At 45.9% G+C, this 25,014-nt stretch carries 29 protein-coding genes; all 29 read right to left on the bottom strand.

What is annotated here, in order from left to right:
* Positions 1-5: 5 nt before the first annotated feature.
* Positions 6-1,187, bottom strand: coding sequence for a glycosyltransferase (locus IE054_RS07220; RefSeq protein WP_189404830.1), 1,182 nt, complete (start codon positions 1,185-1,187; stop codon positions 6-8).
* Positions 1,184-2,146: a glycosyltransferase family 2 protein gene (locus IE054_RS07225; protein WP_189404832.1), complete on the bottom strand. Its 963-nt coding sequence runs from the start codon at positions 2,144-2,146 to the stop codon at positions 1,184-1,186. The genes IE054_RS07220 and IE054_RS07225 overlap by 4 nt, the downstream gene beginning before the upstream one ends.
* Position 2,147: 1 nt before the next feature.
* Complete coding sequence (locus IE054_RS07230; RefSeq protein ID WP_189404834.1) at positions 2,148-3,401, bottom strand: hypothetical protein; 1,254 nt, start codon at positions 3,399-3,401, stop codon at positions 2,148-2,150.
* A 57-nt stretch (positions 3,402-3,458) separates the two neighbouring features.
* On the bottom strand, positions 3,459-4,421 hold the full coding sequence (locus tag IE054_RS07235) for a hypothetical protein (protein WP_189404836.1): 963 nt from the start codon (positions 4,419-4,421) through the stop codon (positions 3,459-3,461).
* Between the two features lie 18 nt (positions 4,422-4,439).
* A complete protein-coding gene (locus IE054_RS07240) occupies positions 4,440-5,900 on the bottom strand; it encodes a hypothetical protein (protein ID WP_189404838.1) in 1,461 nt (486 codons plus the stop codon).
* A gap of 24 nt (positions 5,901-5,924) precedes the next feature.
* On the bottom strand, positions 5,925-7,316 hold the full coding sequence (locus IE054_RS07245) for a coiled-coil domain-containing protein (RefSeq protein WP_189404840.1): 1,392 nt from the start codon (positions 7,314-7,316) through the stop codon (positions 5,925-5,927).
* A gap of 9 nt (positions 7,317-7,325) precedes the next feature.
* Complete coding sequence (locus tag IE054_RS07250; protein WP_189404842.1) at positions 7,326-8,048, bottom strand: ABC transporter ATP-binding protein; 723 nt, start codon at positions 8,046-8,048, stop codon at positions 7,326-7,328.
* Positions 8,048-8,830: an ABC transporter permease gene (locus IE054_RS07255; RefSeq protein WP_189404844.1), complete on the bottom strand. Its 783-nt coding sequence runs from the start codon at positions 8,828-8,830 to the stop codon at positions 8,048-8,050. Before IE054_RS07255 ends, IE054_RS07250 begins: the two co-directional genes overlap by 1 nt.
* 293 nt (positions 8,831-9,123) lie before the next feature.
* Positions 9,124-10,578: a phosphohexomutase domain-containing protein gene (locus tag IE054_RS07260; protein ID WP_189404846.1), complete on the bottom strand. Its 1,455-nt coding sequence runs from the start codon at positions 10,576-10,578 to the stop codon at positions 9,124-9,126.
* A gap of 1 nt (position 10,579) precedes the next feature.
* Positions 10,580-11,989 carry a mannose-1-phosphate guanylyltransferase/mannose-6-phosphate isomerase gene (locus IE054_RS07265; RefSeq protein WP_189404848.1) on the bottom strand — a complete coding sequence of 470 codons (1,410 nt, stop codon included), beginning with the start codon at positions 11,987-11,989 and terminating at the stop codon, positions 10,580-10,582.
* A gap of 226 nt (positions 11,990-12,215) precedes the next feature.
* Positions 12,216-12,617, bottom strand: a complete 402-nt coding sequence (gene rplQ / locus IE054_RS07270) for a 50S ribosomal protein L17 (RefSeq protein ID WP_189404850.1) — start codon at positions 12,615-12,617, stop codon at positions 12,216-12,218.
* Positions 12,618-12,658: 41 nt separating this feature from the next.
* Positions 12,659-13,648, bottom strand: a complete 990-nt coding sequence (locus tag IE054_RS07275; RefSeq protein WP_189405750.1) for a DNA-directed RNA polymerase subunit alpha — start codon at positions 13,646-13,648, stop codon at positions 12,659-12,661.
* A 20-nt stretch (positions 13,649-13,668) separates the two neighbouring features.
* Complete coding sequence (rpsD, locus tag IE054_RS07280; protein ID WP_189404857.1) at positions 13,669-14,289, bottom strand: 30S ribosomal protein S4; 621 nt, start codon at positions 14,287-14,289, stop codon at positions 13,669-13,671.
* A 24-nt stretch (positions 14,290-14,313) separates the two neighbouring features.
* Positions 14,314-14,706, bottom strand: a complete 393-nt coding sequence (gene rpsK, locus IE054_RS07285; RefSeq protein WP_189404860.1) for a 30S ribosomal protein S11 — start codon at positions 14,704-14,706, stop codon at positions 14,314-14,316.
* Between the two features lie 15 nt (positions 14,707-14,721).
* Positions 14,722-15,078: a 30S ribosomal protein S13 gene (gene rpsM, locus IE054_RS07290; RefSeq protein WP_189404862.1), complete on the bottom strand. Its 357-nt coding sequence runs from the start codon at positions 15,076-15,078 to the stop codon at positions 14,722-14,724.
* 168 nt (positions 15,079-15,246) lie between these two features.
* Complete coding sequence (gene rpmJ / locus IE054_RS07295; RefSeq protein WP_013786217.1) at positions 15,247-15,360, bottom strand: 50S ribosomal protein L36; 114 nt, start codon at positions 15,358-15,360, stop codon at positions 15,247-15,249.
* 24 nt (positions 15,361-15,384) lie between these two features.
* Complete coding sequence (secY, locus tag IE054_RS07300) at positions 15,385-16,704, bottom strand: preprotein translocase subunit SecY (protein ID WP_189404864.1); 1,320 nt, start codon at positions 16,702-16,704, stop codon at positions 15,385-15,387.
* A gap of 5 nt (positions 16,705-16,709) precedes the next feature.
* A complete protein-coding gene (gene rplO / locus IE054_RS07305; RefSeq protein WP_189404866.1) occupies positions 16,710-17,144 on the bottom strand; it encodes a 50S ribosomal protein L15 in 435 nt (144 codons plus the stop codon).
* A gap of 3 nt (positions 17,145-17,147) precedes the next feature.
* On the bottom strand, positions 17,148-17,327 hold the full coding sequence (gene rpmD / locus IE054_RS07310) for a 50S ribosomal protein L30 (protein WP_189404868.1): 180 nt from the start codon (positions 17,325-17,327) through the stop codon (positions 17,148-17,150).
* 6 nt (positions 17,328-17,333) lie between these two features.
* On the bottom strand, positions 17,334-17,834 hold the full coding sequence (gene rpsE / locus IE054_RS07315; protein WP_189404870.1) for a 30S ribosomal protein S5: 501 nt from the start codon (positions 17,832-17,834) through the stop codon (positions 17,334-17,336).
* A 9-nt stretch (positions 17,835-17,843) separates the two neighbouring features.
* A complete protein-coding gene (gene rplR / locus IE054_RS07320; protein ID WP_189404872.1) occupies positions 17,844-18,197 on the bottom strand; it encodes a 50S ribosomal protein L18 in 354 nt (117 codons plus the stop codon).
* Between the two features lie 12 nt (positions 18,198-18,209).
* The gene (rplF, locus tag IE054_RS07325; RefSeq protein ID WP_189404874.1) at positions 18,210-18,743 is read right to left on the bottom strand and encodes a 50S ribosomal protein L6; all 534 of its coding nucleotides are present in this window, start codon (positions 18,741-18,743) and stop codon (positions 18,210-18,212) included.
* A 14-nt stretch (positions 18,744-18,757) separates the two neighbouring features.
* Positions 18,758-19,150 carry a 30S ribosomal protein S8 gene (gene rpsH, locus IE054_RS07330; protein WP_189404876.1) on the bottom strand — a complete coding sequence of 131 codons (393 nt, stop codon included), beginning with the start codon at positions 19,148-19,150 and terminating at the stop codon, positions 18,758-18,760.
* A gap of 12 nt (positions 19,151-19,162) precedes the next feature.
* Entirely contained in the window at positions 19,163-19,468 is a 306-nt protein-coding gene (gene rpsN, locus IE054_RS07335; protein ID WP_189404879.1) for a 30S ribosomal protein S14, read from the bottom strand.
* Between the two features lie 13 nt (positions 19,469-19,481).
* On the bottom strand, positions 19,482-20,021 hold the full coding sequence (rplE, locus tag IE054_RS07340) for a 50S ribosomal protein L5 (RefSeq protein WP_189404881.1): 540 nt from the start codon (positions 20,019-20,021) through the stop codon (positions 19,482-19,484).
* 16 nt (positions 20,022-20,037) lie between these two features.
* Positions 20,038-20,352: a 50S ribosomal protein L24 gene (rplX, locus tag IE054_RS07345; RefSeq protein ID WP_189404883.1), complete on the bottom strand. Its 315-nt coding sequence runs from the start codon at positions 20,350-20,352 to the stop codon at positions 20,038-20,040.
* Between the two features lie 12 nt (positions 20,353-20,364).
* Positions 20,365-20,733, bottom strand: coding sequence for a 50S ribosomal protein L14 (gene rplN / locus IE054_RS07350; protein WP_189404885.1), 369 nt, complete (start codon positions 20,731-20,733; stop codon positions 20,365-20,367).
* A 234-nt stretch (positions 20,734-20,967) separates the two neighbouring features.
* Positions 20,968-23,109: an ATP-binding protein gene (locus IE054_RS07355; protein WP_189404887.1), complete on the bottom strand. Its 2,142-nt coding sequence runs from the start codon at positions 23,107-23,109 to the stop codon at positions 20,968-20,970.
* Between the two features lie 79 nt (positions 23,110-23,188).
* Positions 23,189-24,562 (bottom strand): DUF4397 domain-containing protein, encoded by a 1,374-nt coding sequence (locus IE054_RS07360; protein ID WP_189404889.1) that lies wholly within the window; start codon positions 24,560-24,562, stop codon positions 23,189-23,191.
* Between the last annotated feature and the right edge of the window lie 452 nt (positions 24,563-25,014).

Below are 25,014 nucleotides of genomic sequence, written 5' to 3' on the forward strand. Positions count from 1 at the left end.
ATCTCTTAGCTTAAAACCGACATATATTCATGCGACACCTTTAGAGGTTTGTGTGTGTCACTGGACTGTTCTACAAAGATCGTGTCAACTTCCTTTGTTTTCGTTGCGATTGCATTTTGCAAGGATTTAGACACTGCTTCTTTTGTGTACCCCGAGAATACCTCGCCATGTTTGAAAGCCTTAACAAACTCTTCGCACCCATGACCGGGACCGACGATGGGAACAACACCGTATGATGCACTCTCCACCAATATATTTGGCCAGTTATCATCGATGGACGGCGTCAGCAGATAATCACATCCACAATATACATCAACAATGGCTTCATGGTCGCTGATGTGCCCATGAATGCGGATCTCATAGCCTAATGGTGCGAGTTGCGCAACAACTTCGCTATCGAGGCGACCTACTAAATGTACCGCTAAACGTTTTACTATTGCAGGGTTGCTTTTAGCCGCTTCTTTAAAGCCATCGATAGCGAGCTGTAGTTGCTTTCGAATTTCATAAAACGAATCGGCAATCACAAGGATATGAGTTTTACCGTCATTTCTTTTTACAGGCTTTTTATTTGCTAACGGCTCATAAGCATTTCGGATCGTTTTCGCCCTGTCTCTGGGAACGATATTGGCGGCAAGCGCTTTATTAACGATATACTCACTTGGCGCCGTTAATATTACGTTTTCGAAAGCAAAAATCTCACGCTTAATCTCGTGAGCCACCTCTACCTCTTTTTGACTCATTACTGCCGTGTTGACCTGTGGACAGAGTTTACATGCCTTTAGGTATTGACGACATGATGAAGGGTAATGGCAGCCGCCTGTCATGTAATAAAAGTCATGAAGCGTGAACACAATGCGTATTCCGCTTTTTGCCAGTTCAAGCAGCTCTGCGGTTGTCAGTAGATAACTGGACCAATGTATATTGATAGCATCGTAATTCAGCAATAACTTAATTACATGATGACGTATGTCAGTAGCAAAATCTGCGGTGTAATGTGTATTGCTGATGGTTTCATTAGTTGCGCTTTGAGGCGGTGATACACAATCATCAACGCGACCGATCACAGTCATGTCAATGAAGTCGACAATACAGTTATCAGCCTGGTAGGTTTTTAATGCCTGATAAATACGATAGGCGGCTATGCCTGCACCACCGCCTGAGGCGCTTGATAAAACAGCGATTTTCATTGCGTTAACTCTATATCAGTTTCAAGCAATAATTCTTTTTTCAAGGCCTGTTGTGACTTCAGATCTTCCAACTCGAGCTTGATTGCATCGTGTTTTAAAAGCAAGGACTCGTGAGAGCCCAGTTTTTTAAGCTTATTTTGCAGTTCATTGAACATCTCGGTGAGAATACCAAGGGTAGCCTTCGCTTGCTCATTTCCACCATGTTTGGCCTGCACTAATGCCAATGCACTTATAGATTCCGCTCTTGCACCGCGAGTTTTACACGCCTCATGATAAACGCTGTAAGCAATATCTAAAGGAATATGATGAAAATCGTATTGCCTTGCCATGCCAATAAATAAATCGGCATCCATCGCGTAATGATCATTAATATCTAAGGGGCCACACTGCTCCCACGCCGAGCGTGAAAAAAACACACTTGGTTGGATGAGGTGATGTTTTGCATAGTCGATAAGATAATCGAACTGTAATTTTTCTTTATTAAATTTGAAGTGATTTATTGGTTTAAAGTCAATCTCGGTCATATAAGCGTCGCCGACTAACACTTCACATTCTTCATGCTTTGCAAAGTATTCCCGCACTTTTTTTATTGTGTTAGGCAGAATGATATCATCACCATTCAACCAGTATAATATATCCCCATTGGCTTTATCGTAGCCCTTATTTATGGCATCTGATTGACCATCATCTTTTTCTGAGTAGATCTGTGAGAACATTGATTTATAGTGATGAATAATGCCATGCGTATTATCGTTACTTCCCCCATCCTGAATGATGATCTCGACGCCTGTAAGATCGTTGAACAATAGACTTCTCAATGTCTTTTCAAGAAAGTGACCACTATTGTATACAGGAATAACAACTGACAAAGTAGGAAGTGTACTTTTACTCTTAACTACTTTTGTATGCTCCCACGGCAGAACTGAGTCTTTGACTAGAGGCTTAATATCTAGGAACATGTTATACTCCATTTATACATGATTTTAATTTTTTCAATATCTTAAGGTTGGTTTTATCGTTACTTGATAGCACCAGATAATCGAAAAGTCTTCGATTGAAGATATTGTGATTAATTAGTTCCGATGAAAAAACGTCAAACACAGCAATAGCTCTTTTTATCTCAGGCACAGACAAACAGTTTTCTATCATAACTGCATGCAGGTTTCCTTCAGGGTACTCTGTTGTCGGCTTTATTTCTCCACCGTGCACACACTCAATATAATTCCATAACGCAAAAATTTTCGCCTTAAATAATGAGGTTTTAATAAAGCAAGCGTTTATGAACTGATTCGCTACACCCCAGTCTTTTTCAGACTCCACTTTCTCAAATATTGAATAAAGCTTCACACTCTCAACATTATTTATAATACCATCAATATCTTGTAATTCTTTTTCATAAGCATACTTTTTTCGCTGTTCTCTATTTACGCCATTGTAATGAAAGAAACGTTGTAGACTACATCTTTCTTTTGCATTTACAGTGCTTGATTCAGCGATTATTTTGGAAAAGGCCTCAGCTACCCAATAGGGATCAGCAGAGGCTAAATTAAGTAGCCTTTTAATATCTCTGCCATAAGGGGTAAAATCGCTCAAACCCGAATAGGTATTTTTATGGTATTGGTGGCCTATAACAGCACCGTCAACGATTTTTCCTTGAAGCTTACTCAATAAAATTGCGCCCACCAAGTAATCCCAGCCTGGAACACCAAATGCCATGTCATCTTTTGCCTCACACTGCTTAAGTGCAGAATTCAGTTTTTTTAGCTCACCGGATGAGAAGTAAAAGAGATCAAGTCCCCCCCGATAAAATATATTGTCGCGCATATCCAGCATGTTGAGTGACAACAGTTCCCGGCGCGTCATGGCTAAACTTGGCGCTAACGAACTCAATATGCCGCCCATAGGAATGCAATGTAGCGCATAGATATCCGAATTGGTGATGATTACATTGTTATCCGTTCCCATTAAGCTTTGGATTATTGGATGAATTTTGGGCAGGTACTTGTTATTTTGTTTAAACGTAGTCTCAGAATCATCGATGATTTTTACATCACCCTCAGTGAAACCATATTCAAGCAGTCTTTCAGCCTCACTTTGTGAGTTATAGGATACAACATTATAACCCGCCGACTTCCAAGAATTAAAGCACTCTGCCTGATGCTCAATATCGCCGAACGGGTTTACCGTTGTAATTACCAATGTTGGACTATTCATAAATTCCTTGTCAAACTCTCAATATCCAATGTTAAATTACTAAGCGAACTCATAATTTCATAAACCTTCGCATCCGCTATAGCCGAAGTACTTACATATTTCTTTAAAGTTTTCAGATTCAGCTATTTCTTTTTTATATTGCTTGCTAATCTCTTTTCGTTCGCGTCTTTTAATCTCGACTCCTGAGCGACCACTATCCCCACTTACTTTAAAAACATCTTTGTAATAAAAAAAGTCTTCATTAATAGGTATATCTAGCAGTGCGGAACATTGACTAATAACTTCCTCAGGGGTATCAACAAAGTCTTCGTACCTGATTATATTATCTTTGTTAAATCCCTTGAGAAAGGAAATTAACCTCAAGCAATACTCATCAAATGAATTTGGGCTGAAATGTACCCAATTATTGTTGCGAAGCGATAAAAAAGAATCTATCGGATTACGTATTGATACGAGTTGTTTGATTTCAAAATGCGGCGACAATAACCGGGTTACTGTATCAACCTCGGGTGTTGGCATGTCCATACAATAATCTGCATGGCTATGTGCTCTTATAACTAAATAACCACCTTTAGCGGTAATATGTCTGCAGGAGTTTTGAATATTTTCAACGAATATTTTCTCTGCCAACTCTTCTACGTCGGGAACTTTAGCATAATATGCCTGCGTTACAATATCTCTTGGCGTATAGGTCGCCTTGGACCAGTCAAGACCGTGTCGAGTCGTTGGATGTAACTCACTTAATAAAAACACATTCGGCTGAGCAGCTATACACTTAGAAATTAACGTCCCACCACTACATGCAAAGTGGTGAATAATCCTTAACGTTGGCTTTTTATTTGATTGATCTTCACTCACAACATTAGCGCAGCGCTTTAACAGGCTCTGTGTATTTGTAAGCCCTTCCCCATCAACCGCAAGGTTACTGCGTACATTTTTTGCCGTGCTGTAATCATCAATGAGATTCAGCGCTTGCTGTAATTCCTGCTGTAAGGTTTTTAAATCGGTGGATTTACTCATATTATCTAACAACCTGCATTACAACTTTTCCAGCAGCTCGGGGTGTTCTTGCTCTAATTTGTGATAGAAGTGTGATGCAGCCTGCAGCTTAGCGTGAAGTTCTTTAATCAGATCTTTTAGCTCCTGCTCGCTATTCATCTTTTCAGCATAACGTTCGCGTAAATCAGAGCAGTCTGCTTCTACTTTTGTTAATAGCTTTGTACTGAGTTGCGCAGATCGCTGCTGCTCTTTTAGTTCCCTTTGAGCTTGATTTAATTGATTGCGCAGTTCCTCCATCCGCTCATTGTATTTATGGTGACTAGCTGCTTGCTCATCCCGCTCTTTTTGTAACGAATCAATATTTCGCCTCAGCTCATCCGCTTGTTCTGCTAGCTGCTGCTTTTCTTTTTCTTTTCCATCGAGTTGCGATGACAAAGAATCTATTTGCTTATCCCGCTCGGTAAGCACGTCACTTGAATACTCTAGCCCGTCTCGCTCCTTCCTTAGAGATTCAATATCCCGCTTCAGCTGATCTGATTCTTCAACTAACTTTTGTTTTTCGTTTTCTCTTTCATTCAGTTCCGATGATAGAGTACCGATTTTCTCATCGCGCTCAGCAAGCAGGTTTCTCAAAACATCCAGTTCTTTTAGTTTTTCCTGGATGACCGTTTTTTCGTTTTTCTCGGTTTCTAGTTTTTCTTCAAGAACTTTATTTTCGTTGTTCAGTTTTTCTGAACTTTGTGCTTCGTCAAATAGCCGACTTTTTAGGTGCTCAACACTATTGGCCGCATCCTGCTTTTCTTGCTCTGTTACCGATAGCTGTTGTTCCAGCTTGCCTACTTTGTCTGATAGCTGCTCTGTTTTGTTGGCCAGAGACAAAGGCCTAACACCAATTAGCGTACAAAATGGGGGCTGATTATCATTAAGGAACAATGGCGAAAACCCTAATCGTGAAAGTTCCTTATTGATGCTGTCACAATCTAAATATTCAGCGTCATACAGAGGCTCATTGGAACTGCGCAATACAACAGTACTAAATGATTTCAAGTCGTTATGTTGTAGCGCTTTTACTATGCCCGACTCCAAGCCACGCACATCCAGAATAAGTGCATTGTGACTATGCGATTCAAGCTGCAGTTGGCCCACTAGTGTGGGTAATGTAACAGTATCTACCGTTATCGTTTCTTGAATATTCAGACCAGGATAATACTGCTTCAGACCCGTAGGCTTAACAACGCTTGAAAAACCTGAGGGTATAGTCAGGTTTAACTCAGCTTGTCCATCGTTCAATGTGATTGCTTTTTGCTGAATATCGCTATTGGCAAACTGCGCTTGCTTTCGTTTTAACGCAGCAGCGTTTTTCGGGTTCGGCTCGACCAAGGTTAGCCTGTCAGCGCAGTTTTCCAGCGCCGAAAGTGCAGCGCCGTTACCCGGGCCTATATAAACCACATGATCGAACTTATTCAGGAGCAGATCTAGCGTTTGGTGTAAAAAAGACATTGTGAATATTTGCTCTATTTGCGGTTAAATGATGCGACTTATTAGCTTAAGCGCGGGCGCTTCAGTATCAAGTACTGCAATATCACTCTTTGGCACTGGTTTTCTCTGTTCCGCCTGATAGGCAAGATAATAGTATTCCAACTCTTCCTGCAACTGAGCAATTTGTAGTTGCATAAGTTCTTTTTCTTCGTTCAGTGAAATGATGTTCTCATCGATAGAACTGTCAGTCGTATCATGCTTCATTTTTGTTGCAGCTAGTTGTTCAGCGGACTTTTGTTGTTTTTTCCGCTCATGCTCTAGTTGCTCGTGTTTTTTAGCAAGCTCCGCTTTAGTTCCTGCTAGTTGCGCTTCCAGGTTTTCAGCTCTACTTTTGTCCGTTTTTGCAACCTGAAACGTGTGTTCCAACTCTTCTTCTTTTAACTGTGCCACTTGCAGCTGCAATAAGTCTGTTTCTTCTGTTGCCGAGTTACGCTTACCTTTATTTAATTTTTCTGCGGTTTTAATAGCACTTTTTTGCTCTTCAAGAGATTGAGTTAGCTTGTCAATATTGCGTTGATAAGTTGCTTCTTTCTCTTTTGCATCAACGGCGGTTTGTTCTAATTCTTCCTGTAGCTGTCCAATCTGTAATGATAACAAGTCGGCTTCGCTAAGCTTTTCATCTTTATTGAGAAGCTCTGACTTAAGGGATGCTATTTGTTGTTCTGCGGCAACTAGCTTAAGTTGTTGGTAATGATACTGATTAAGTAGTGCCAGCGTTGAAACCTTACTTTTTTCAACAGGCTCAGGAGCAATTACGGTATCAGGATGCCGCCATCTGCTTAGTGCTACCAACTCTTCCCATAATTCATGCACTTCATCATTTTTAAGTATGCTTTCGCGAAGGAAACTTGCCAGGGCATTAGCTTCTCCTGATACGATGGCGCGCTCAGCTACCATGTCTGTATCGGTATCAGGCAACGTTACATCGTTATCCGCCAATTTTGACACGAACGCTTTTGAAGGGGTTACCCCATGATCAAGCATTAAATAAACATTTTTCTGATACAGCAATGCAGCGCGACAAACCAGCCGGGTCAGGTCAACCCATTGTCGCAATAATTGGGCTATATATCGTTCCGAAATTTCCTGAGCATCGCTAATTGTTTGCAGCGCTGACATCAGAAACTCGGTCGGTGGGATGGCGACAATATATAATGGCACCTCGACCTGCTGTTCGTTTTCCTCGTGGGATGACCACTTATACAAAGCAGGTACATTAGACTTACGGTCTTGCAGCGGTTTAATCGTTGAGAATACGTTGCCATCGCCCGTTTGTCGCCATGTATCTGGCAGGTTTAATTGTACCAGTTGCGTGCTGGTTACCCTTTGAGGAATGTTTACATAACCCAGTACGGTTGCTTTTTTCGTGCTATGCATAATCTTTCGTTATTTCCGTTTTTGAGGGTTTGGCAAGGTTGCGAGGAATGCCTGATAATTATTTAACACTGTTTTTGTATCACCGACTTCCATCACTTGTCCCTTTTCCAGCCACACGGCCCGATTACACAGCCTTTCCACCTGGCTACTCTGATGAGAGACAAATACCACCGTCTGATCAGAGTTGATTTTATCCAAGATGGCGGCTTCTGCTTTTTTCTTAAATCGCGAATCTCCCACACCAAGGGTTTCGTCTACCAGCAGTACATCTGCGTGCATTAACATTGCCGTGGAGAAACCTAATCGTGCACGCATGCCTGAGCTGTAAGTTTTTACGGGCTCATCAAAACTATCACCCAATTCAGCGAAGTCACAAATATCAGGTAACGCAGCGGTAGCCTGTTCGAGTGTATGACCCAGTAACATAGCTGACAATATTGCATTATCTCTGCCTGATAAGTTCTTCTCAAAACCAGTAGCAAGCGACTGTAAACTGACATAGTTGACATGACTGACAAGCTCACCGGCATCGGGCTTTAATATGTCAGCCAGTACTTTTAATAACGTAGATTTACCGCAGCCATTTCTACCTACAATGCCTACTGTTTCACCCTTTCGGATATCAAATGACACATTATCAAGCGCAGTATGATAGGAATAGCGAAAAAAGCCTCTGCGAGCTCGAAATGTTAGGCTGATATTTTTTGCTTCTAAACATACAGACTCTGACATTACTGCAACACCTGTCTTGGATAACGTGAATCGAACGCTTTAATGATGGTAATGGCAATACCCAAGCCAATGAGTGAAACCACTGCCGTTCGTGCCAGCATTGCCCACTGCGGCAACTCTCCCTCCATAATGATTGCCCGATACTCGCTAATAACATATGCCAAGGGGTTTAGCATGAAAAGTTCGCGGTGCTCTGGCCGTAAGAACTGGGCAGGGTCATAAAAGATCCCTGATGCGAACATCATAAGGATGATAAATGTTCCTACTATGAATTTCAGATCGGGCAGGAAAGGCACAAGCGCGGAGAAAAGAATTGCAAGGCTACTAACAAACAAGAGTTGTGTTAAAGCAACTGGGATTATGGCCCACCATGCCGGATTTGGCATATAGCCCATTAGCCACATTATCGATAGCATCAGTAAAAACACCACAAAGGTTTTTACCAGATCCTGTGCAATCACCACTACCGGAAAAAACAGCTTGGGTATATTGATCTGATTCATTAATCCCCCTCCGGCAACCAGCGAGTTTGAAGCATTGCTTACCGACCTGGAAAACCACAAAAAGGGAATTTTTCCGCATATTAAAAATGCAATAAAGTCATCTGTCCGGGAGTTGAGAAAAATACCGAATACCACGTAGTAAACGCCAATAAACAAAGCGGGCTCTAACAACCACCAGAGGTAATTTAGCTGGCTTTGAGCAGCTTCGGCTTTGAGGTTCATTTTGGCTTTTACAAGCACGAGCTGCCAGAACCGACGGCTACTAACTGAATACTGCATAGTCTTGAACTACCATTGTGGGAGATACTGCACAAATCCATGTTGCAAGGGGAAGATCGCGAATATTTTAACGTTTTTTATCTTAAAAAAATACCTTTCTATAGGGGTGGGTGGTAGTTTTGGGATAGGTTTTGAATCAAGTTCATAACGACTTTTTTTAGAGGTTCCGGGCCAAGCCCGGAACGACGATATTTTTTACGCCCGGAACGACGACAACTTTTCACGCCCGGAACGTTCGTAATTTTTCACCCCAAAACGACGGTAAGGTTTCAGGCCCTAAAAGGCGGTAATGTTTATTGACGAATGAGCTTGAGCAGCGCGTCCGTTTTTTCCTGCATCAACGGAATATTCTCGATTGACTCAACATTTAATCGAATCACAGGCTCCGTATTAGATTTGCGCAAATTAAACCGCCAGCTTTCGAACGCCAGACCAATACCATCTGTAGTGTCCACGGCAATGGCTTTGTTCTCGTAGTGTGCAAGCACGCGCTCGAGTGCGTCGTCTGCGTTGTCTACCTTGCTATTTATTTCACCCGATGAAGGAAAAGCAGCAATACGCGCTTTAACCATACTGGCTAATGATTGCTTCTTCTTGCAAATAAGCTCGGCAATCAACAGCCACGGGATCATGCCTGAATCGCAGTAGGCAAAATCGCGGAAGTAGTGGTGTGCACTCATTTCGCCGCCGTATATCGCATCTTCCTTGCGCATGCGCTCTTTGATAAAGGCATGACCCGTTTTGCATTTCACTGGCACGCCATCATGTTTATTGATGATATCTTCAGTGTTCCAGTACACGCGCGGATCGTAGATGATGCGGGCATTCGGCTCTTTTTCTAAAAAGGCTTCGGCAAGCAGGCCAACAATATAATAGCCCTCGATAAATTCGCCGTTGGCATCAAATAAGAAGCAACGATCGAAGTCGCCGTCCCAGGCAATACCAAAATCTGCGTTGTGTTCCCTTACTGCATTGGCAGTATCGGCGCGGTTTTCCGGCAATAATGGGTTGGGTATACCATTCGGGAAAGTGCCATCTGGCTTATGGTGTACTTTAGTGAAGGTTACCGGTACGTTTTTATTGTTAAGCTGCTGCTCAATGGCATCCAGCGCTTTTCCAGCCGCGCCATTACCGACATTCGCCACAATTTTTAGTGGTGTGAAATTTGTGGCATCCACATAGCTAACAATGTGTTCAGCGTAGGTGTGCGTGACGTCTTTTTCTGCGAATTGCCCGGTTGCATTTAGCTTGTCGACCTTGATATGCGCAGTTCCATTATAGAAGTCCTTTGCATCAATGTTCTGCCTGTCGGTAAAAAAGCTAACCCGAGCGTTCACTGTATCTTCTGGCAGTGCTTCTGCTGCGTCTTTTATGGCATTCAACCCCGAGTCGCCACTGATGGGGACAGAGCCTGCTTTCACCAGTTTTAACCCGTTATAGTTGATGGGGTTATGACTGGCAGTCACTTCAATACCACCGTCAGCTTTAAGGTGCTTCGTCGCAAAGTAAATTTCTTCGGTGCCGGTATCACCCAAGTCTATGACGCTTGCCCCGCCGTCTATCAGGCCGGCGCTAAGCGCGAGCTTAAGCGGCTTTGAGGTTAACCTGACATCTGAGCCCACCACCACGCTTTTAGCCTGCATTTCTTTCGCAAACGCAAAACCAATGCGATAGGCAACTGTTTCGTCCAGTTGTGTATTTAGCTCGCCGCGAATATCGTAGGCTTTAAAACAAGTTAGTGTCGCCATATTATTTCTTTTCCACCCGGCCGTAACGATCAGAAAAGCGCACAATGTCGTCTTCGCCTAAATAAGCGCCTGACTGTACTTCGATTAATTCCAGCGGTATTTTGCCGGGGTTTTCCAGTGCATGCACAGACCCGATAGGAATATAAACCGATTCGTTCTCTGTCACTAACTGGGTTTCTTCATCAATGGTGACATTGGCGGTGCCTGACACCACTATCCAGTGCTCTGCGCGGTGATGATGCATCTGCACCGATAATTTTTCGCCGGGCTTTACGGAAATGCGCTTTACCTGAAAACGCTTGCCGTTATCAATAGAATCGTAACTGCCCCACGGGCGGTAAACCTCGCGGTGGAACTGGAACTCAGGGCGTTTTTCCGCTTTCAGCTTATTTACCACCGTTTTGATATGCTGGTCGTCCTTGCGGTTAGCCACCATAACGGCATCTTTGGTTTCAACCACCACCACGTCATCAAGCCCGATAACCGAGACCAGACGTTCTTCGGCATTTACATAGCTGTTGCTGACATTTTCAAGCAATACGTCGCCCACCGTGGCATTGCCCTGTTTATCTTTCTCACTGTTTTCCCACAGTGATGACCAACTGCCAACATCGGACCAGCCTGCATCCAGCGTTACCATGGCCGCACTGTCCGTTTTCTCCATTACTGCGTAATCGATAGAGTCGTCCGGGCAGGTCGCAAAAATATCGTGATCTACCCGAATGAAATCTAAATCGGGCGTTTCAGTATCAATCGCACGCTTACACACGTCCAGCATTTCAGGATGATGCTTTTTCAACTCCTCCAGGTAACGGCTGGCCTTAAACATAAACATGCCGCTGTTCCAGAAGTACTTACCGCTCGAAACGTATTGCTGCGCGGTTTCCAGGCCAGGCTTTTCTACAAACTCTGAGACAACAAACCCTGGTCCCAATTCGTCACCCGATTTGATATAGCCGTAACCGGTATGTGGGGAGTCTGGCACTATGCCAAAGGTTACCAGTTTGCCCTGCTCGGCAAGAGTTTGCGCTTTTTCAATTGCATTATGAAATGCAGTGTCATCTTTAATGAGGTGATCGGCAGCCAACACAAGAAGGATAGGATCTTCACCGGACATGGTGGCATGCAAAGCCGCAAGGGCGATTGCCGGGGCGGTATTACGCCCAACCGGCTCCAGAAGAATGCCACCATGATCAATCTCTTTCTGACGCAGTTGTTCTGCTACGATAAACCGGTGCGCGTCATTACAAATAACGATCGGATTGCTTGTCTCTGCATTTGGCAGCCGCGTTATGGTATTTTGCAACATCGAGCTGTCTGAGGTAAGTGACAGAAATTGTTTTGGTAGCGCTGCCCGCGATTTCGGCCACAAGCGGCTTCCGCTTCCGCCTGCTAGAACAACTGGCTTCATTCGTGTTTCCTTCTTCTGAGTTAGCCTTTTAATTTAGCTGTGAGATTATAGCGTTGCCGCTATATTTTTTGAATGATGGATTCGTTTGGAATTCAGTATTTATGGCAGAGTGATGTTACGAGATGATTTTAACTCCCATAACAAAAAACCCCGCTTGCGCGGGGTTTTTTAATCAAGTTCCTGAATCTGATTCAGGATGACGGTGTGAAACTCACACCCTCGAGTCTTACTCTTCAGTAGCGTCTTCTGCTTCTTCAACAGCTTCCACTTCTGGACGGTCTACCAGTTCAACGTATGCCATAGGGGCATTGTCGCCGGCACGGAAACCGCATTTCAGAATGCGCGTGTAACCGCCTGGGCGTGCTTCGTAACGAGGACCAAGCTCGTTGAACAGTTTACCTACTACCTCTTTATCACCAGTGCGAGCAAAAGCTACGCGACGGTTTGCTACGCTGTCTTCTTTAGCCAGCGTGATAAGAGGCTCGATTACGCGACGTAATTCTTTCGCTTTGGGTAACGTCGTTTTGATCACTTCGTGCTTGACCAATGAGCCGGCCATGTTACGGAACATGGCTTGACGATGGCTGCTGTTGCGATTCAACTGACGACCACTCTTACGATGGCGCATAGTTTTATCCTTCTCTACAAATCAGTTTGCTATAAACCTGATTACTCTTTTTCAGCAATGCTCTCTGGCGGCCAGTTTTCCAGGCGCATGCCCAGAGACAGACCACGAGATGCCAGAACATCTTTGATTTCAGTCAGCGATTTCTTACCAAGGTTTGGCGTTTTCAGTAGCTCAACCTCGGTGCGCTGTACCAGGTCACCAATATACTGGATAGCTTCTGCTTTCAAACAGTTTGCAGAACGTACTGTCAGTTCCAGATCATCAACTGGGCGAAGCAGAATCGGATCGAATTCTGGCTTCTCTTCTTTCGCTTCGGGCTCAGACACGTCGCGTAAATCAACGAACGCATCAAGCTGTTCAGCAAGAATGGTAGCAGAACGACGGATGGCCTCTTCAGGGTCCAGCGTTCCGTTAGTTTCCATATCGATAATCAGTTTGTCCAAGTCTGTGCGCTGTTCAACACGCGCAGCTTCAACAGTGTAGGCAATACGCTCTACCGGGCTGTAAGACGCATCAACTAACAAACGACCAATGGGACGATCATCTTCTTCAGAGGAGCGACGCGCGGAAGCCGGAACGTAACCGCGACCCATTTCTACCTTGATACGCATGCTGATTTCAGCGTCGCCTGTCAGGGTACAAATCACATGATCAGGGTTAACGATTTCCACATCGCCATCATGCTGAATGTCACCAGCAACAACAGGGCCAGCGCCAGATTTCGCTAGAGTTAGGGTCGCCTCATTCTTGCCTTCAAGGCGAACCGCTAAACCTTTCAGATTAAGCAGAATCTCGATGACGTCTTCCTGCACACCTTCTTTGGTGCTGTACTCGTGTAGTACGCCTTCGATTTCCGCTTCGGTAACCGCACATCCTGGCATGGATGACAGTAAGATCCGACGCAGGGCGTTACCCAGAGTGTGTCCGAAGCCACGCTCCAGTGGTTCCAAAGTTACTTTGGCACGAGTAGAAGAGACGTTTTCGATCTCAACTAATCTCGGTTTTAGGAATTCAGTCACAGAACCCACAATGCTTCCTCTTTAGTTAAGCTTTACTTAGAGTAAAGTTCGACGATCAACTGTTCGTTAATATCCGCAGACAGGTCTTCTCTTTCAGGAATACGCTTGAACGTACCTTCCATTTTAGAGCTGTCGACTTCAATCCAGGTTGGCTTCTCACGTTGGTCAGCCAGTTCCAAAGCAGCAACGATACGCGACTGCTTTTTCGCTTTTTCACGAACAGAAACCACGTCTTCGGCGGTAACGTTAAATGATGGAATGTTTACCACTTGACCATTTACCATGATTGCTTTGTGGCTAACCAGCTGACGTGCTTCTGCACGGGTGCTGGCGAATCCCATCCGATAAACTACGTTATCAAGACGCTGCTCAAGAAGTTGCAACAGGTTTTCACCGGTGTTGCCCTTAATACGAGCGGCTTCTTTGTAGTAGTTACGGAATTGCTTTTCCAATACGCCATACATACGACGTACTTTTTGCTTTTCACGCAGCTGAACACCGTAGTCAGACAGACGGCCACGACGGGCACCGTGCTGACCAGGCGCTGTATCGATTTTACACTTAGAATCGATTGCGCGAACGCCGCTTTTTAGGAACAGGTCTGTTCCTTCGCGACGGCTTAGTTTGAGTTTAGGACCCAAATATCTTGCCATGATCTTTCTCCAACTGTCCGTCGATTAAACGCGACGTTTTTTCGGTGGACGACAACCGTTGTGAGGAATTGGGGTCACATCGGTAATGTTTGTGATCTTATAACCAGTGGCGTTAAGCGCACGGATCGCAGACTCACGGCCTGGACCTGGACCTTTAACGAACACTTCAAGGTTCTTCAGACCGTATTCTTGTGCAGCAAGTCCTGCACGCTCTGCAGCTACCTGTGCAGCGAAAGGCGTAGATTTACGTGAACCACGGAAACCTGACCCACCAGACGTTGCCCAAGACAGTGCATTGCCCTGACGATCTGTGATAGTCACAATTGTATTGTTGAAAGACGCATGGATATGAGCCATTCCGTCTGCAACCTGACGTTTAGCGCGCTTACGCGTTGTACGAGCTGGTGCTTTTGCCATAACTTATACCCCCGCTTACTTCTTAATTGGTTTACGAGGACCTTTACGGGTACGCGCATTGGTTTTAGTGCGCTGACCACGTAGAGGCAAGCTACGACGGTGGCGAATGCCACGGAAGCAACCCAGGTCCATCAGACGTTTAATGCTCATGGAATTTTCACGACGTAAGTCACCTTCAACAGTGAACTTACCGACTTCGTCACGAAGCTTATCAATAGCTGCTTCGTCTAAGTCTTTAATTTTTGTATCTTCTGCAACACCAGCAGCAGCACAAATCGCTTTCGCGCGAGTTGCACCAACACCGAAGATCGACTGAATCGCGATCACAGCGTGCTTGTGCTCAGGAATGTTAATGCCAGCGATACGGGCCATTAACAGCACTCCTCTTAATTATTGGTCGACGGCCTAAAAAGCCCGTTAGGATACTTACCCGTCGCCTAAATTGCAAACAAAGGTTCAAAATACTGATGTAAGGAAGCAGAACCTTAAGCGCAGTGCTTTAGGTTCTGCCAGCTTAGCTCGTATTTTTTACCGCGTAGATTAACCTTGCCGTTGCTTATGCTTTGGCTCTGTGCAAATCACACGCACAACACCGTTGCGCTTGATGACTTTGCAGTTACGGCAAATCTTTTTAACTGATGCACGAACTTTCATTACATCACTCCGTAGTAGGCTAACTTAGCGGCCGTAGCCTTTAAGGTTAGCTTTCTTCAGAACAGACTCATATTGACTCGACATCAAATGCGTCTGCACTTGTGCCATAAAGTCCATGATGACCACCACAATAATCAGAAGCGACGTACCACCGAAGTAGAACGGCACATTCCAGGCAATCAGCATGAATTCAGGCACCAAACAAATAAAGGTTATGTACAGTGCGCCAGCCAGTGTAAGACGAGTCATTACCTTATCGATGTAACGCGACGTTTGCTCACCCGGGCGGATGCCAGGGATAAACGCGCCAGATTTCTTCAGGTTATCTGCCGTATCACGCGGGTTGAAAACCAACGCCGTGTAGAAGAAGCAGAAGAAGATAATCGCAGCGGCGTACAACATCACGTACAGCGGCTGACCAGGAGACAGCATTAAAGCTACATCCTGCAACCAGGCTGTTGATTCATTCTGACCGAACCATCCTGCGATAGTTCCTGGGAACAGAATGATGCTGGACGCGAAGATTGGCGGTATAACACCGGCCATGTTCACTTTCAGTGGCAAATGCGTGCTTTGCGCGGCATAAACCTTACGGCCTTGCTGACGCTTCGCATAATTCACCACAATCCGGCGTTGTGCACGTTCAACGAACACCACCAGGTACGTGAGACCAATAACAATCACACCAATCAACAGCAGGAACAGCATGTTAATGTCGCCCTGCCGTGCTTGTTCCGCGGTCTGACCTATCGCTGTTGGCAGACCGGCAACAATACCAGCAAAAATCAATATCGAGATACCGTTACCAATACCCCGTTCGGTAATTTGCTCGCCCAACCACATCAGGAACATAGTTCCCGTGACAAGGCTCACTACTGCCGTAAAGTAGAATCCGAAGCCCGGACTTATCACCAATCCATTAATCAGGTTCGGCAGTCCAGTGGCAATACCAATGGACTGGAACGTCGCCAGCACCAGCGTTAAATAACGCGTGTACTGACTAATTTTCTTACGTCCTGCCTCACCTTCTTTTTTAAGCTCTACCATCGGTGGGTGAACCACCGAGAGCAACTGCATAATAATGGATGCAGTAATGTATGGCATAATGCCCAAAGCCAGAACGGATGCACGCTCAAGCGCACCACCGGAGAACATGTTAAACATTTCTACGATGGTACCTTTTTGTTGCTCAAACAGCTGTGCCAGTACCTGAGGATCGATACCAGGGATAGGGACATACGACCCTAACCTGAACACTACGATCGCACCGAGTACGAACAACAACCGTGATTTCAGCTCACTCAAGCCGCTTTTAGCGCCTGAATCCAATCCTGGTTTAGCCATCTAGCTTATTCCTCTACTTTACCGCCAGCAGCTTCAATCGCTTCGCGAGCGCCTTTAGTAACCTTCAACCCACTTACCGTTACCGCGCGTGATACTTCACCACTTTTAACGACTTTCACAAACTGCATCTCTTTCTTAACGATGCCTGCTGCTTTGAGTGTTTCAAGTGATGCGGTATCACCTTCTACCTTCGCGATTTCAGTCAGCGTCACCTGGTCAGTAACCATAGCTTTGCGAGACGTGAAACCAAACTTAGGCAGACGGCGCTGGATAGGCATCTGACCACCTTCGAATCCTGGCTTAACACGGCCACCTGCACGGCTTTTCTGACCTTTGTGACCTACGCCACCTGTTTTACCAAGACCCGAGCCGATACCACGACCGGTACGCTTACCTGAGTGTTTTGCTCCTGGTGCAGGAGAAATATCGTTTAAACGCATTTTTTATTCCTCCACAACCTCAACCATGTAATAAACACGGTTGATCATGCCACGTACAGCTGGGGTGTCTTCCAGTTCACGGACATGGTTGATTTTACGAAGGCCTAGGCCTTTCAGCGTCGCTTTGTGCTTTGGCAGACGGCCAATTGCACTTTTCGTTTGCTTTACTTTAATCGTTGCCATGTCTGATTACCCCAAAATCTCATCTACAGACAATCCACGCTTCGCTGCAACTTTCGCTGGGCTGTTCATTTCAGTCAGCGCGTTAATGGTTGCGCGAACAACGTTGATTGGGTTTGTAGAGCCGTAACATTTTGAAAGTACGTTCTGCACACCGGCTACTTCCAGGACTGCACGCATTGCACCGCCGGCGATGATACCGGTACCTTCTGATGCAGGCTGCATGTAAACCTTAGAGCCAGAGTGACGACCTTTAATTGGGTGCTGCAGTGTGTGACCGTTAAGGTCAACATTCACCATGTTGCGACGTGCCTTTTCCATTGCTTTCTGGATAGCGGCAGGCACTTCACGTGCTTTACCGTAACCGAAACCAACGCGGCCGTTGCCATCACCCACTACTGTCAATGCAGTGAAACTGAAGATACGACCACCTTTAACCACTTTTGCTACGCGGTTAACAGCAATCAATTTCTCTAACAGTTCACCGTTCTGAACTTCTTGTTTAGCCATTATAAACTCCTAGAACTGAAGACCAGCTTCGCGAGCTGCATCAGCTAATGCTTTCACACGACCGTGGTATTTGAAACCGCTGCGATCGAAAGCGACAGTTTTGATGCCTTTCTCGATTGCACGCTCTGCGATTGCTTTACCGATTGTCGCCGCTGCTTCAGTGTTACCTGTAGATTTCAGATCTTTTGCAAGATCTTTCTCAACAGTAGAAGCCGCTGCCAATACTTCAGCACCGCTAGGCGCGATAAGCTGAGCATAGATGTGGCGAGGTGTACGGTTTACAACCAAGCGATGCGCGGCCAGTTCACGAATTTTTGCGCGCGCACGTGTCGCGCGGCGCAAGCGAGCTGTGTTTTTATCCATCGTATCACCCACCTACTTTTTCTTAGCTTCTTTACGACGAACGTATTCGTCAGCATAACGTACACCTTTACCTTTGTAAGGCTCTGGTGGACGGTAGCCACGGATATTCGCCGCAACCTGTCCTACCACCTGCTTATCGGCGCCTTTGACGACGATTTCAGTTTGGCTAGGAGTTTCAACTGTGACGCCCTCAGGCATCTCGTAAACTACAGGGTGTGAGAAACCCAGCGTCAGGTTCAGTTTGTTACCCTGTGCTTGCGCACGGTAACCAACACCGTTTAACTGAAGCTTTTTCTCGAAACCTTCTGTCACACCTTGAATCATGCTGTTCAGAAGCGCACGTACAGTACCTGCTTGTGCCCAGGCTTCCGCAAAACCTTCGCGAGGCAGTGCTTTAACCTGATTGTCTTCCTGAACCACTTCAACGGCTTCGTTGAATGTGCGTGCCAAAGTGCCATTTTTACCTTTAACGGTAACATCCTGACCAGAGATAGTAATTTCTACACCTGATGCGATGTCTACCGGGGCTTTTGCTACTCGTGACATTTCAACTCCTCCGATTACGCTACATAACCGATGATCTCACCGCCCATGCCAGCGTTACGCGCTGCACGGTCAGTCATCACACCTTTAGAAGTCGACACGATTGCTACGCCCAGACCACCCATAACTTTTGGCAGCTCATCTTTTTTCTTATAGATGCGCAGACCAGGGCGGCTAACACGTTCGATTGTGTCAATTACTTGCTTGCCTTCGAAGTACTTAAGTTCTACTTCCAAAACAGGCTTAACGTCACCAGAAACAGCGAAATCTGTGATGTAACCTTCAGCCTTCAGTACTGCACAGATAGACTGACGCAGTTTAGAAGACGGCATGGTTACAGACACTTTCTGTGCCATCTGGCCGTTACGGATGCGGGTAAACATATCCGCGATAGGATCTTGCATGCTCATATCAGCTACTCCTTACCAGCTGGCTTTTTTCAGGCCAGGGACTTCACCGCGCATTGCTGCTTCACGCAGTTTAATGCGGCTAAGACCAAATTTGCGTAGGTAACCATGTGGACGACCAGTAATCCGGCAGCGGTTTTGCTGACGAGATTTGCTCGAGTCACGTGGCAGTTGTTGTAGCTTCATGACAGCGTCCCAACGCTCTTCATCAGAAGCGTTAACATCGCTGATAGTTGCCTTTAGTGAAGCGCGTTTTTCAGCATACTTTGCAGCTAGCTTCTGACGCTTGACTTCACGAGCCTTCATTGATTCTTTTGCCATAACCCTACACCCCTTATTTTCTGAATGGGAAGTTAAACGCGGTCAGCAGAGCACGTGCTTCATCATCAGAGTCCGCGCTGGTAGTGATAGTAATATCCATACCACGAACTTTATCCACTTTATCGAAATCGATTTCAGGGAAGATGATTTGCTCACGCACGCCCATGCTGTAGTTACCACGACCGTCGAATGACTTAGGATTCAAACCACGGAAGTCGCGAACACGCGGGATAGCGATTGAAACCAAACGCTCGAAGAATTCCCACATACGCTCGCCGCGCAGGGTTACTTTACAGCCAATCGGATAACCTTCACGGATTTTGAAACCCGCTACTGATTTTCGTGCAACTGTGACAACAGGTTTCTGACCGGCGATAGCCGCCATGTCAGCTTGAGCATTCTCAAGGATCTTCTTGTCAGCAACTGCTTCACCCAGACCCATGTTCAGGGTGATTTTTTCAATCCGAGGGACTTGCATGACGCTTTTGTACCCGAACTGCTTCGCAAGTTCAGCTACTACTGTTTCTTTATAGAAATCATGCAGTTTCGCCATCGTACTCTCCAATTAATTAAACAAGTTCACCGTTAGACTTGAAGAAACGAACTTTCTTCTCGTCTTCAACACGGAAACCAACGCGATCCGCTTTGCCCGTTGCCGGGTTAACAATCGCGACATTAGAAACGTGAATAGAAGCTTCTCTTTCAATGATACCGCCCGCTTCACCCAGCTGAGGGTTAGGCTTCTGGTGTTTCTTGACGAGATTTACGCCTTCTACAACTACGCGGTCTTCAGAGGTCAGCACTTTCAGGACTTTGCCTTGTTTGCCTTTGTCTTTACCCGCTAATACGACTACTTCATCATCACGACGAATTTTATTAGCCATTATCGTGACTCCTTATAGTACCTCTGGGGCCAGTGAGATGATTTTCATGAAGTTTTCACTTCTCAGCTCACGGGTTACCGGTCCAAAGATACGCGTACCAATTGGCTGATTGTTAGCATTTAACAATACAGCTGCGTTTTTATCGAAGCGGATAGTTGAACCATCTGCACGACGAACGCCTTTTCTAGTACGCACCACCACTGCGTTCAGTACGTCACCTTTTTTAACCTTACCGCGCGGAATTGCTTCCTTAACGGTAATTTTGATGATGTCACCGATACCTGCATAACGGCGATGCGAGCCACCAAGAACCTTAATACACTGAACCCTGCGAGCGCCGCTGTTATCTGCAACGTCCAGGTTAGTTTGCATTTGGATCATGTTAGTGCTCCGCTATTAATTAAGACTCTCCCGAGTCGTTTCAGCTGCTAAAAGCATCAAATTGATGCTTTTATATACATACCCCCATAAAAAGGGCGCGAAATGATAACAGAAATGATTGGGCGACGATACCCGGAAAGTGAATTATTTTTAAACGATGAGAAGAAGGCGATATTCAGCGGCAAACTCAGTCAACATCGCCGCCTTGCTATGTGCTTTTGCTAAGCATCCGGGTTAAGTGGCGTTTTTGCTAAGCGCCTGAATTAAGTGCATTCGCATACATGCAGCCAACCGGTCAATGGATAAGGGTTTGGTCAGAAAGTCGTTCATTCCGGCGGCAATGCTATTTCCGCGTTCATCTGCCAACGCATTCGCAGTCAGTGCAATTATGGGTATTCTTGCCGCCTCTGCCCCCATCTTTCGAATAGTGCGACACGCCTGATAGCCATCCATAACTGGCATCTGACAATCCATAAGGACGATATCATAACAACGGTCTGTGGTTAATGCGTGCTCCATTTTTTGCACGCCTTCAGCGCCATTTTCGGCAAGTTCATACTGCACTCCCAATTGAGCCAGTTGCTCGCCTATGACGAGTTGGTTTATCTGGTTGTCTTCTACCACCAGCGCGACAATGGATAAGCCATTGCCGGCGAGTTGCCTCGGTTGGTCGGCGTCCGGCGACGGCGGTGGTGCTTCACCGGTTTTTAATGGTAATGCAACCGTAAACGTGGCGCCTTCACCCGGCTCGCTTTCGACGCTTAACTCCCCCTTATAATGGGAAACAATTTGCGCAACGATGGCAAGTCCCAGACCCGTTCCACCGTATTTGCGCTGGGTGCTTTTCTCAACCTGATGGAAAGGGTTGAATATGCTGGCCTGCTTTTCTTTGTCAATGCCCACCCCAGTGTCACTGACCGCCAGTTTTAACACCACACCGCCAGTGGCCTGTGTCTCACAGTTCACCGCAATGGTAATACCGCCGGACTCAGTGAATTTAATCGCATTATTAACCAGGTTAATCAGGATCTGCGTCAGTCTGACCGGATCACCGACTAACCATTCGCCTTCGAGGTCATGGGTGTTGAGTGTCAACGTCAGTTGCTTTTTCTTGAGCGGGCCCAAAAACATACTGACCACCTTCTCCACCATTTCAGAAATGCTAAAGCTTATTTCTTCGAACCGCATTTCTCCGGCATCAATCTTCGAAAAGTCCAGCACATCGTTGACAATATCCAGCAATGCTTTTGCAGACTGAGATGCCACTTCGCAAAAACGCCGCTGCTGGCGGTCCATTTGGGTATTATCAAGCGCCTCCAACATCCCCAGTACGCCGTGAATTGGCGTACGTATCTCGTGGCTCATATTTGCAAAAAACATACTGCGCGCCTCCAGTGCTTCAGAGGCTACCCGTTTTTCTTCCTCCAAACGCAGTTTGGTCATAACCCGCTCAGTAATATCCAGCGTGGCACCAATAATCTTCACGCACTTGCCTTTTTCCATGACAGGATGACTACGTGACTCCACCCAACGACGGTGCCCGTGCAAGGTAAGAACCTCGAACTCCAGCGTCCAGTCTTGTCCAGCCAGCGCCGCTCGCCAGAACTCTTTTTTATAATATTCACGTACATCGTCATTGGCGATAAATGCCAGCACATCTTCAACACCTATTGGATCGTGTGGGCCCATGCCAAAAATCTTTCGCAATGAGGATGACCACTCTACAGCAAGGCTTTCAACGTCAAGTTTCCAGGTTCCCACGCCGGTTAAATCGTTTACCTGCTTAAACAGCGCATTCTGGTTTTTTAGCTCTTGCTGGTTGCTGATAAGGGCAGATATCGCCAGCTTTCGTGAGAGTTCTGTGCTTACCCAGGCTGACAACAAAGCTATATAATCGTAAGCGAGTGATGAAAAGGGTTGTTCTCTTGGATATACCGATGCGAAATTCAGGGTGCCATAACGATGTCCGTCAACAAAATAAGGCATGGCGATATACGAACGCATTGGAAAACTCTTGAAGCTGGGATCAATCTTACTGACATCTTCCAATATATTATCGTACGCCAGAATTCCATCAGCATAATACGCTTCAGAGCAATAGTTGCCTTCCATCGGAAAATCATCGCCATCTTTTAACAGGTTGTCAGCACCGACCGCTTTTAATACCCAAAAGCGCTCCGACACAACATAGCCCACGACGCCCACTTCCATACCGAGCAGTTCACAACCAAGATCGAGAAGACGTTTGAGTCTCCCCTCAAACGTCATTCTGTGATCCGACGAAATATGGTGCAGCTGTTCAATGACCCGCATGTAGTCCCTGATTGACGACCGTCCGTTTGCAATAAACAGAGTATGGCGTGCATATCTGTACATTACTATTATTCATTGGTCTAGAGAATGCCTGGTAATGCTTTTTCCAGGGAGACTGGCACCGCAGAGCGGTGCCGGGCAATTAATGCAGAATTGCTATTTCGTAGCCGGTAGGTGTGTTAGCGGGCTCAAGCGTTACAATATAATTCTGCTCTTCATTGAAGCCAATCAATGGGGTACGGTCAAGCAAGGTTTGCTCCCCATTGTCATCTTCATACACTGCGATGACCTCATAGTAGTCGGGTGGCAAAATGTCGCTTGTGCTTTCTGCTGGAGACAGGTTCTGAACGCTGTACTGGGCAGTATCGATGGTTTCATCGTTGCGCACCATATACACGTCAAGATCGTCAATATCAGGACTCAGATTAATGAAGTTTACCGTTTTGTCGTATGTCTGCGGCAAGCTGCTCTCTATAAATGTCGCTGCATTCAGCGCGTCTGAAGTCTGATATAACAGGATAGCCTTACTCTCACTCTGATTGAGCGTTACGAGTTTGTTGTTTAGCGCACCAATAGAGGCATCTTCTGACTCAGCAGATATTCGGTAGTCACCGTATCGGATAGCAGTAAATTCAGACAGGGAATCCGGCGCAAGTGTAAACTGCTGGTCTTCTTCATCCGTGTTTCCTCCCAGGGTAATAGTCAGCGGCGCACTGGTGGCATTGTAAACCCGGTACTGTGATGCCGCGTCTACATCGGTAATGGCGGTTACACTGGTAGAGTTGAGCACCATGTCCACCGTCATACCATTTTTTATCGCCCCGCTGATATCTCTGACCGCCAGTACGTATTCGGTATCGTACAAGAAGTCTATCGTTTGTGACTCAAACACCACATCTGTTGCGCCGGGTTCGGTCAGGTACAATGTGTACTCGTCTGAATCAAAATCATCACTGTCGCTGTCACCGTCCCAGAACACCATTTCTGTCAAAGAGGCGTTATCCGCGGTGCCTACAAATTCTGCTGCTTCGAACGGGTCGCCTGACTCACTCATATAGACATCAAAATAGGTTTCCTGCGTCATTAGTCCTACCGTGAACAAACGAAAGTGCTCGTCCAGCTCCTCCCGTTTAAAGCTGTAGCGGGTAATGGAAGGCGCATCGAAGTCACCACTCAATACCATCAGGGTTTTCTCGCCTTCATTTATTGTCACAGTGAGCGTGTCTATCAATACTTCCTGATCGTCTGCGTCGGTGCGTACAAATTCCAGCTCAATATCGCCTTCTTCCAGAGAAAAAAGCGTGGTCGCGTCACCAAACTGAGCGCTACCAAAACTGCTGCCGTCCACTTCGCGCATTTCAATATTCGCACCGTTGGCCGAGGCATTGTAAAACTGCAGATAAGCGTATGAGTATTCGGTGTCTTCACTGTCTGAATCGCCACAGGCGGTTAGCGCCAGTGCTAAAAAAGCGATAACGTAAAACCGAACAGGGAGATGTAAGAAGGTTGCTTGCATAGAAGGGGAAATCCTTTACATAAATGATGATGCGTGGTCGCCGTTTAAATGGCGAGCACAGTTATTTCCACGGTGGGAGCACCATTTGTGCTAATCAGTTCCGGCCTTTACACAACCTTTGCGTTGATTACATTTCTTTGCAAAAGCGGTTACAAAAAACATAAAAAAGCAAAGTTACTGGGCGTTAATACCCGAAAAGTGATTTATATTTAGACGATGTGAGGATGACCTGAAATATTTACCGCTGGCGGAAATTCAGAGACCAGCTTGCTGTTGCGCGAGGTGTGAAATAGCTTAATAGTTGTGATTGTCAGCGCTACATAAAGTTATAAAAACATAACCACAATGCGCCGCCCTTATTAAACTTAACGTGTATAGAACGCTCTCCCACACCTGGCGCGATGGGAGAGTCGATGCAGAAGCATACTTTCAAGCAACACTGACACTTTGAC

It is taken from the genome of Alteromonas halophila, assembly GCF_014651815.1.
Taxonomy (GTDB): Bacteria; Pseudomonadota; Gammaproteobacteria; order Enterobacterales; family Alteromonadaceae; genus Alteromonas; species Alteromonas halophila.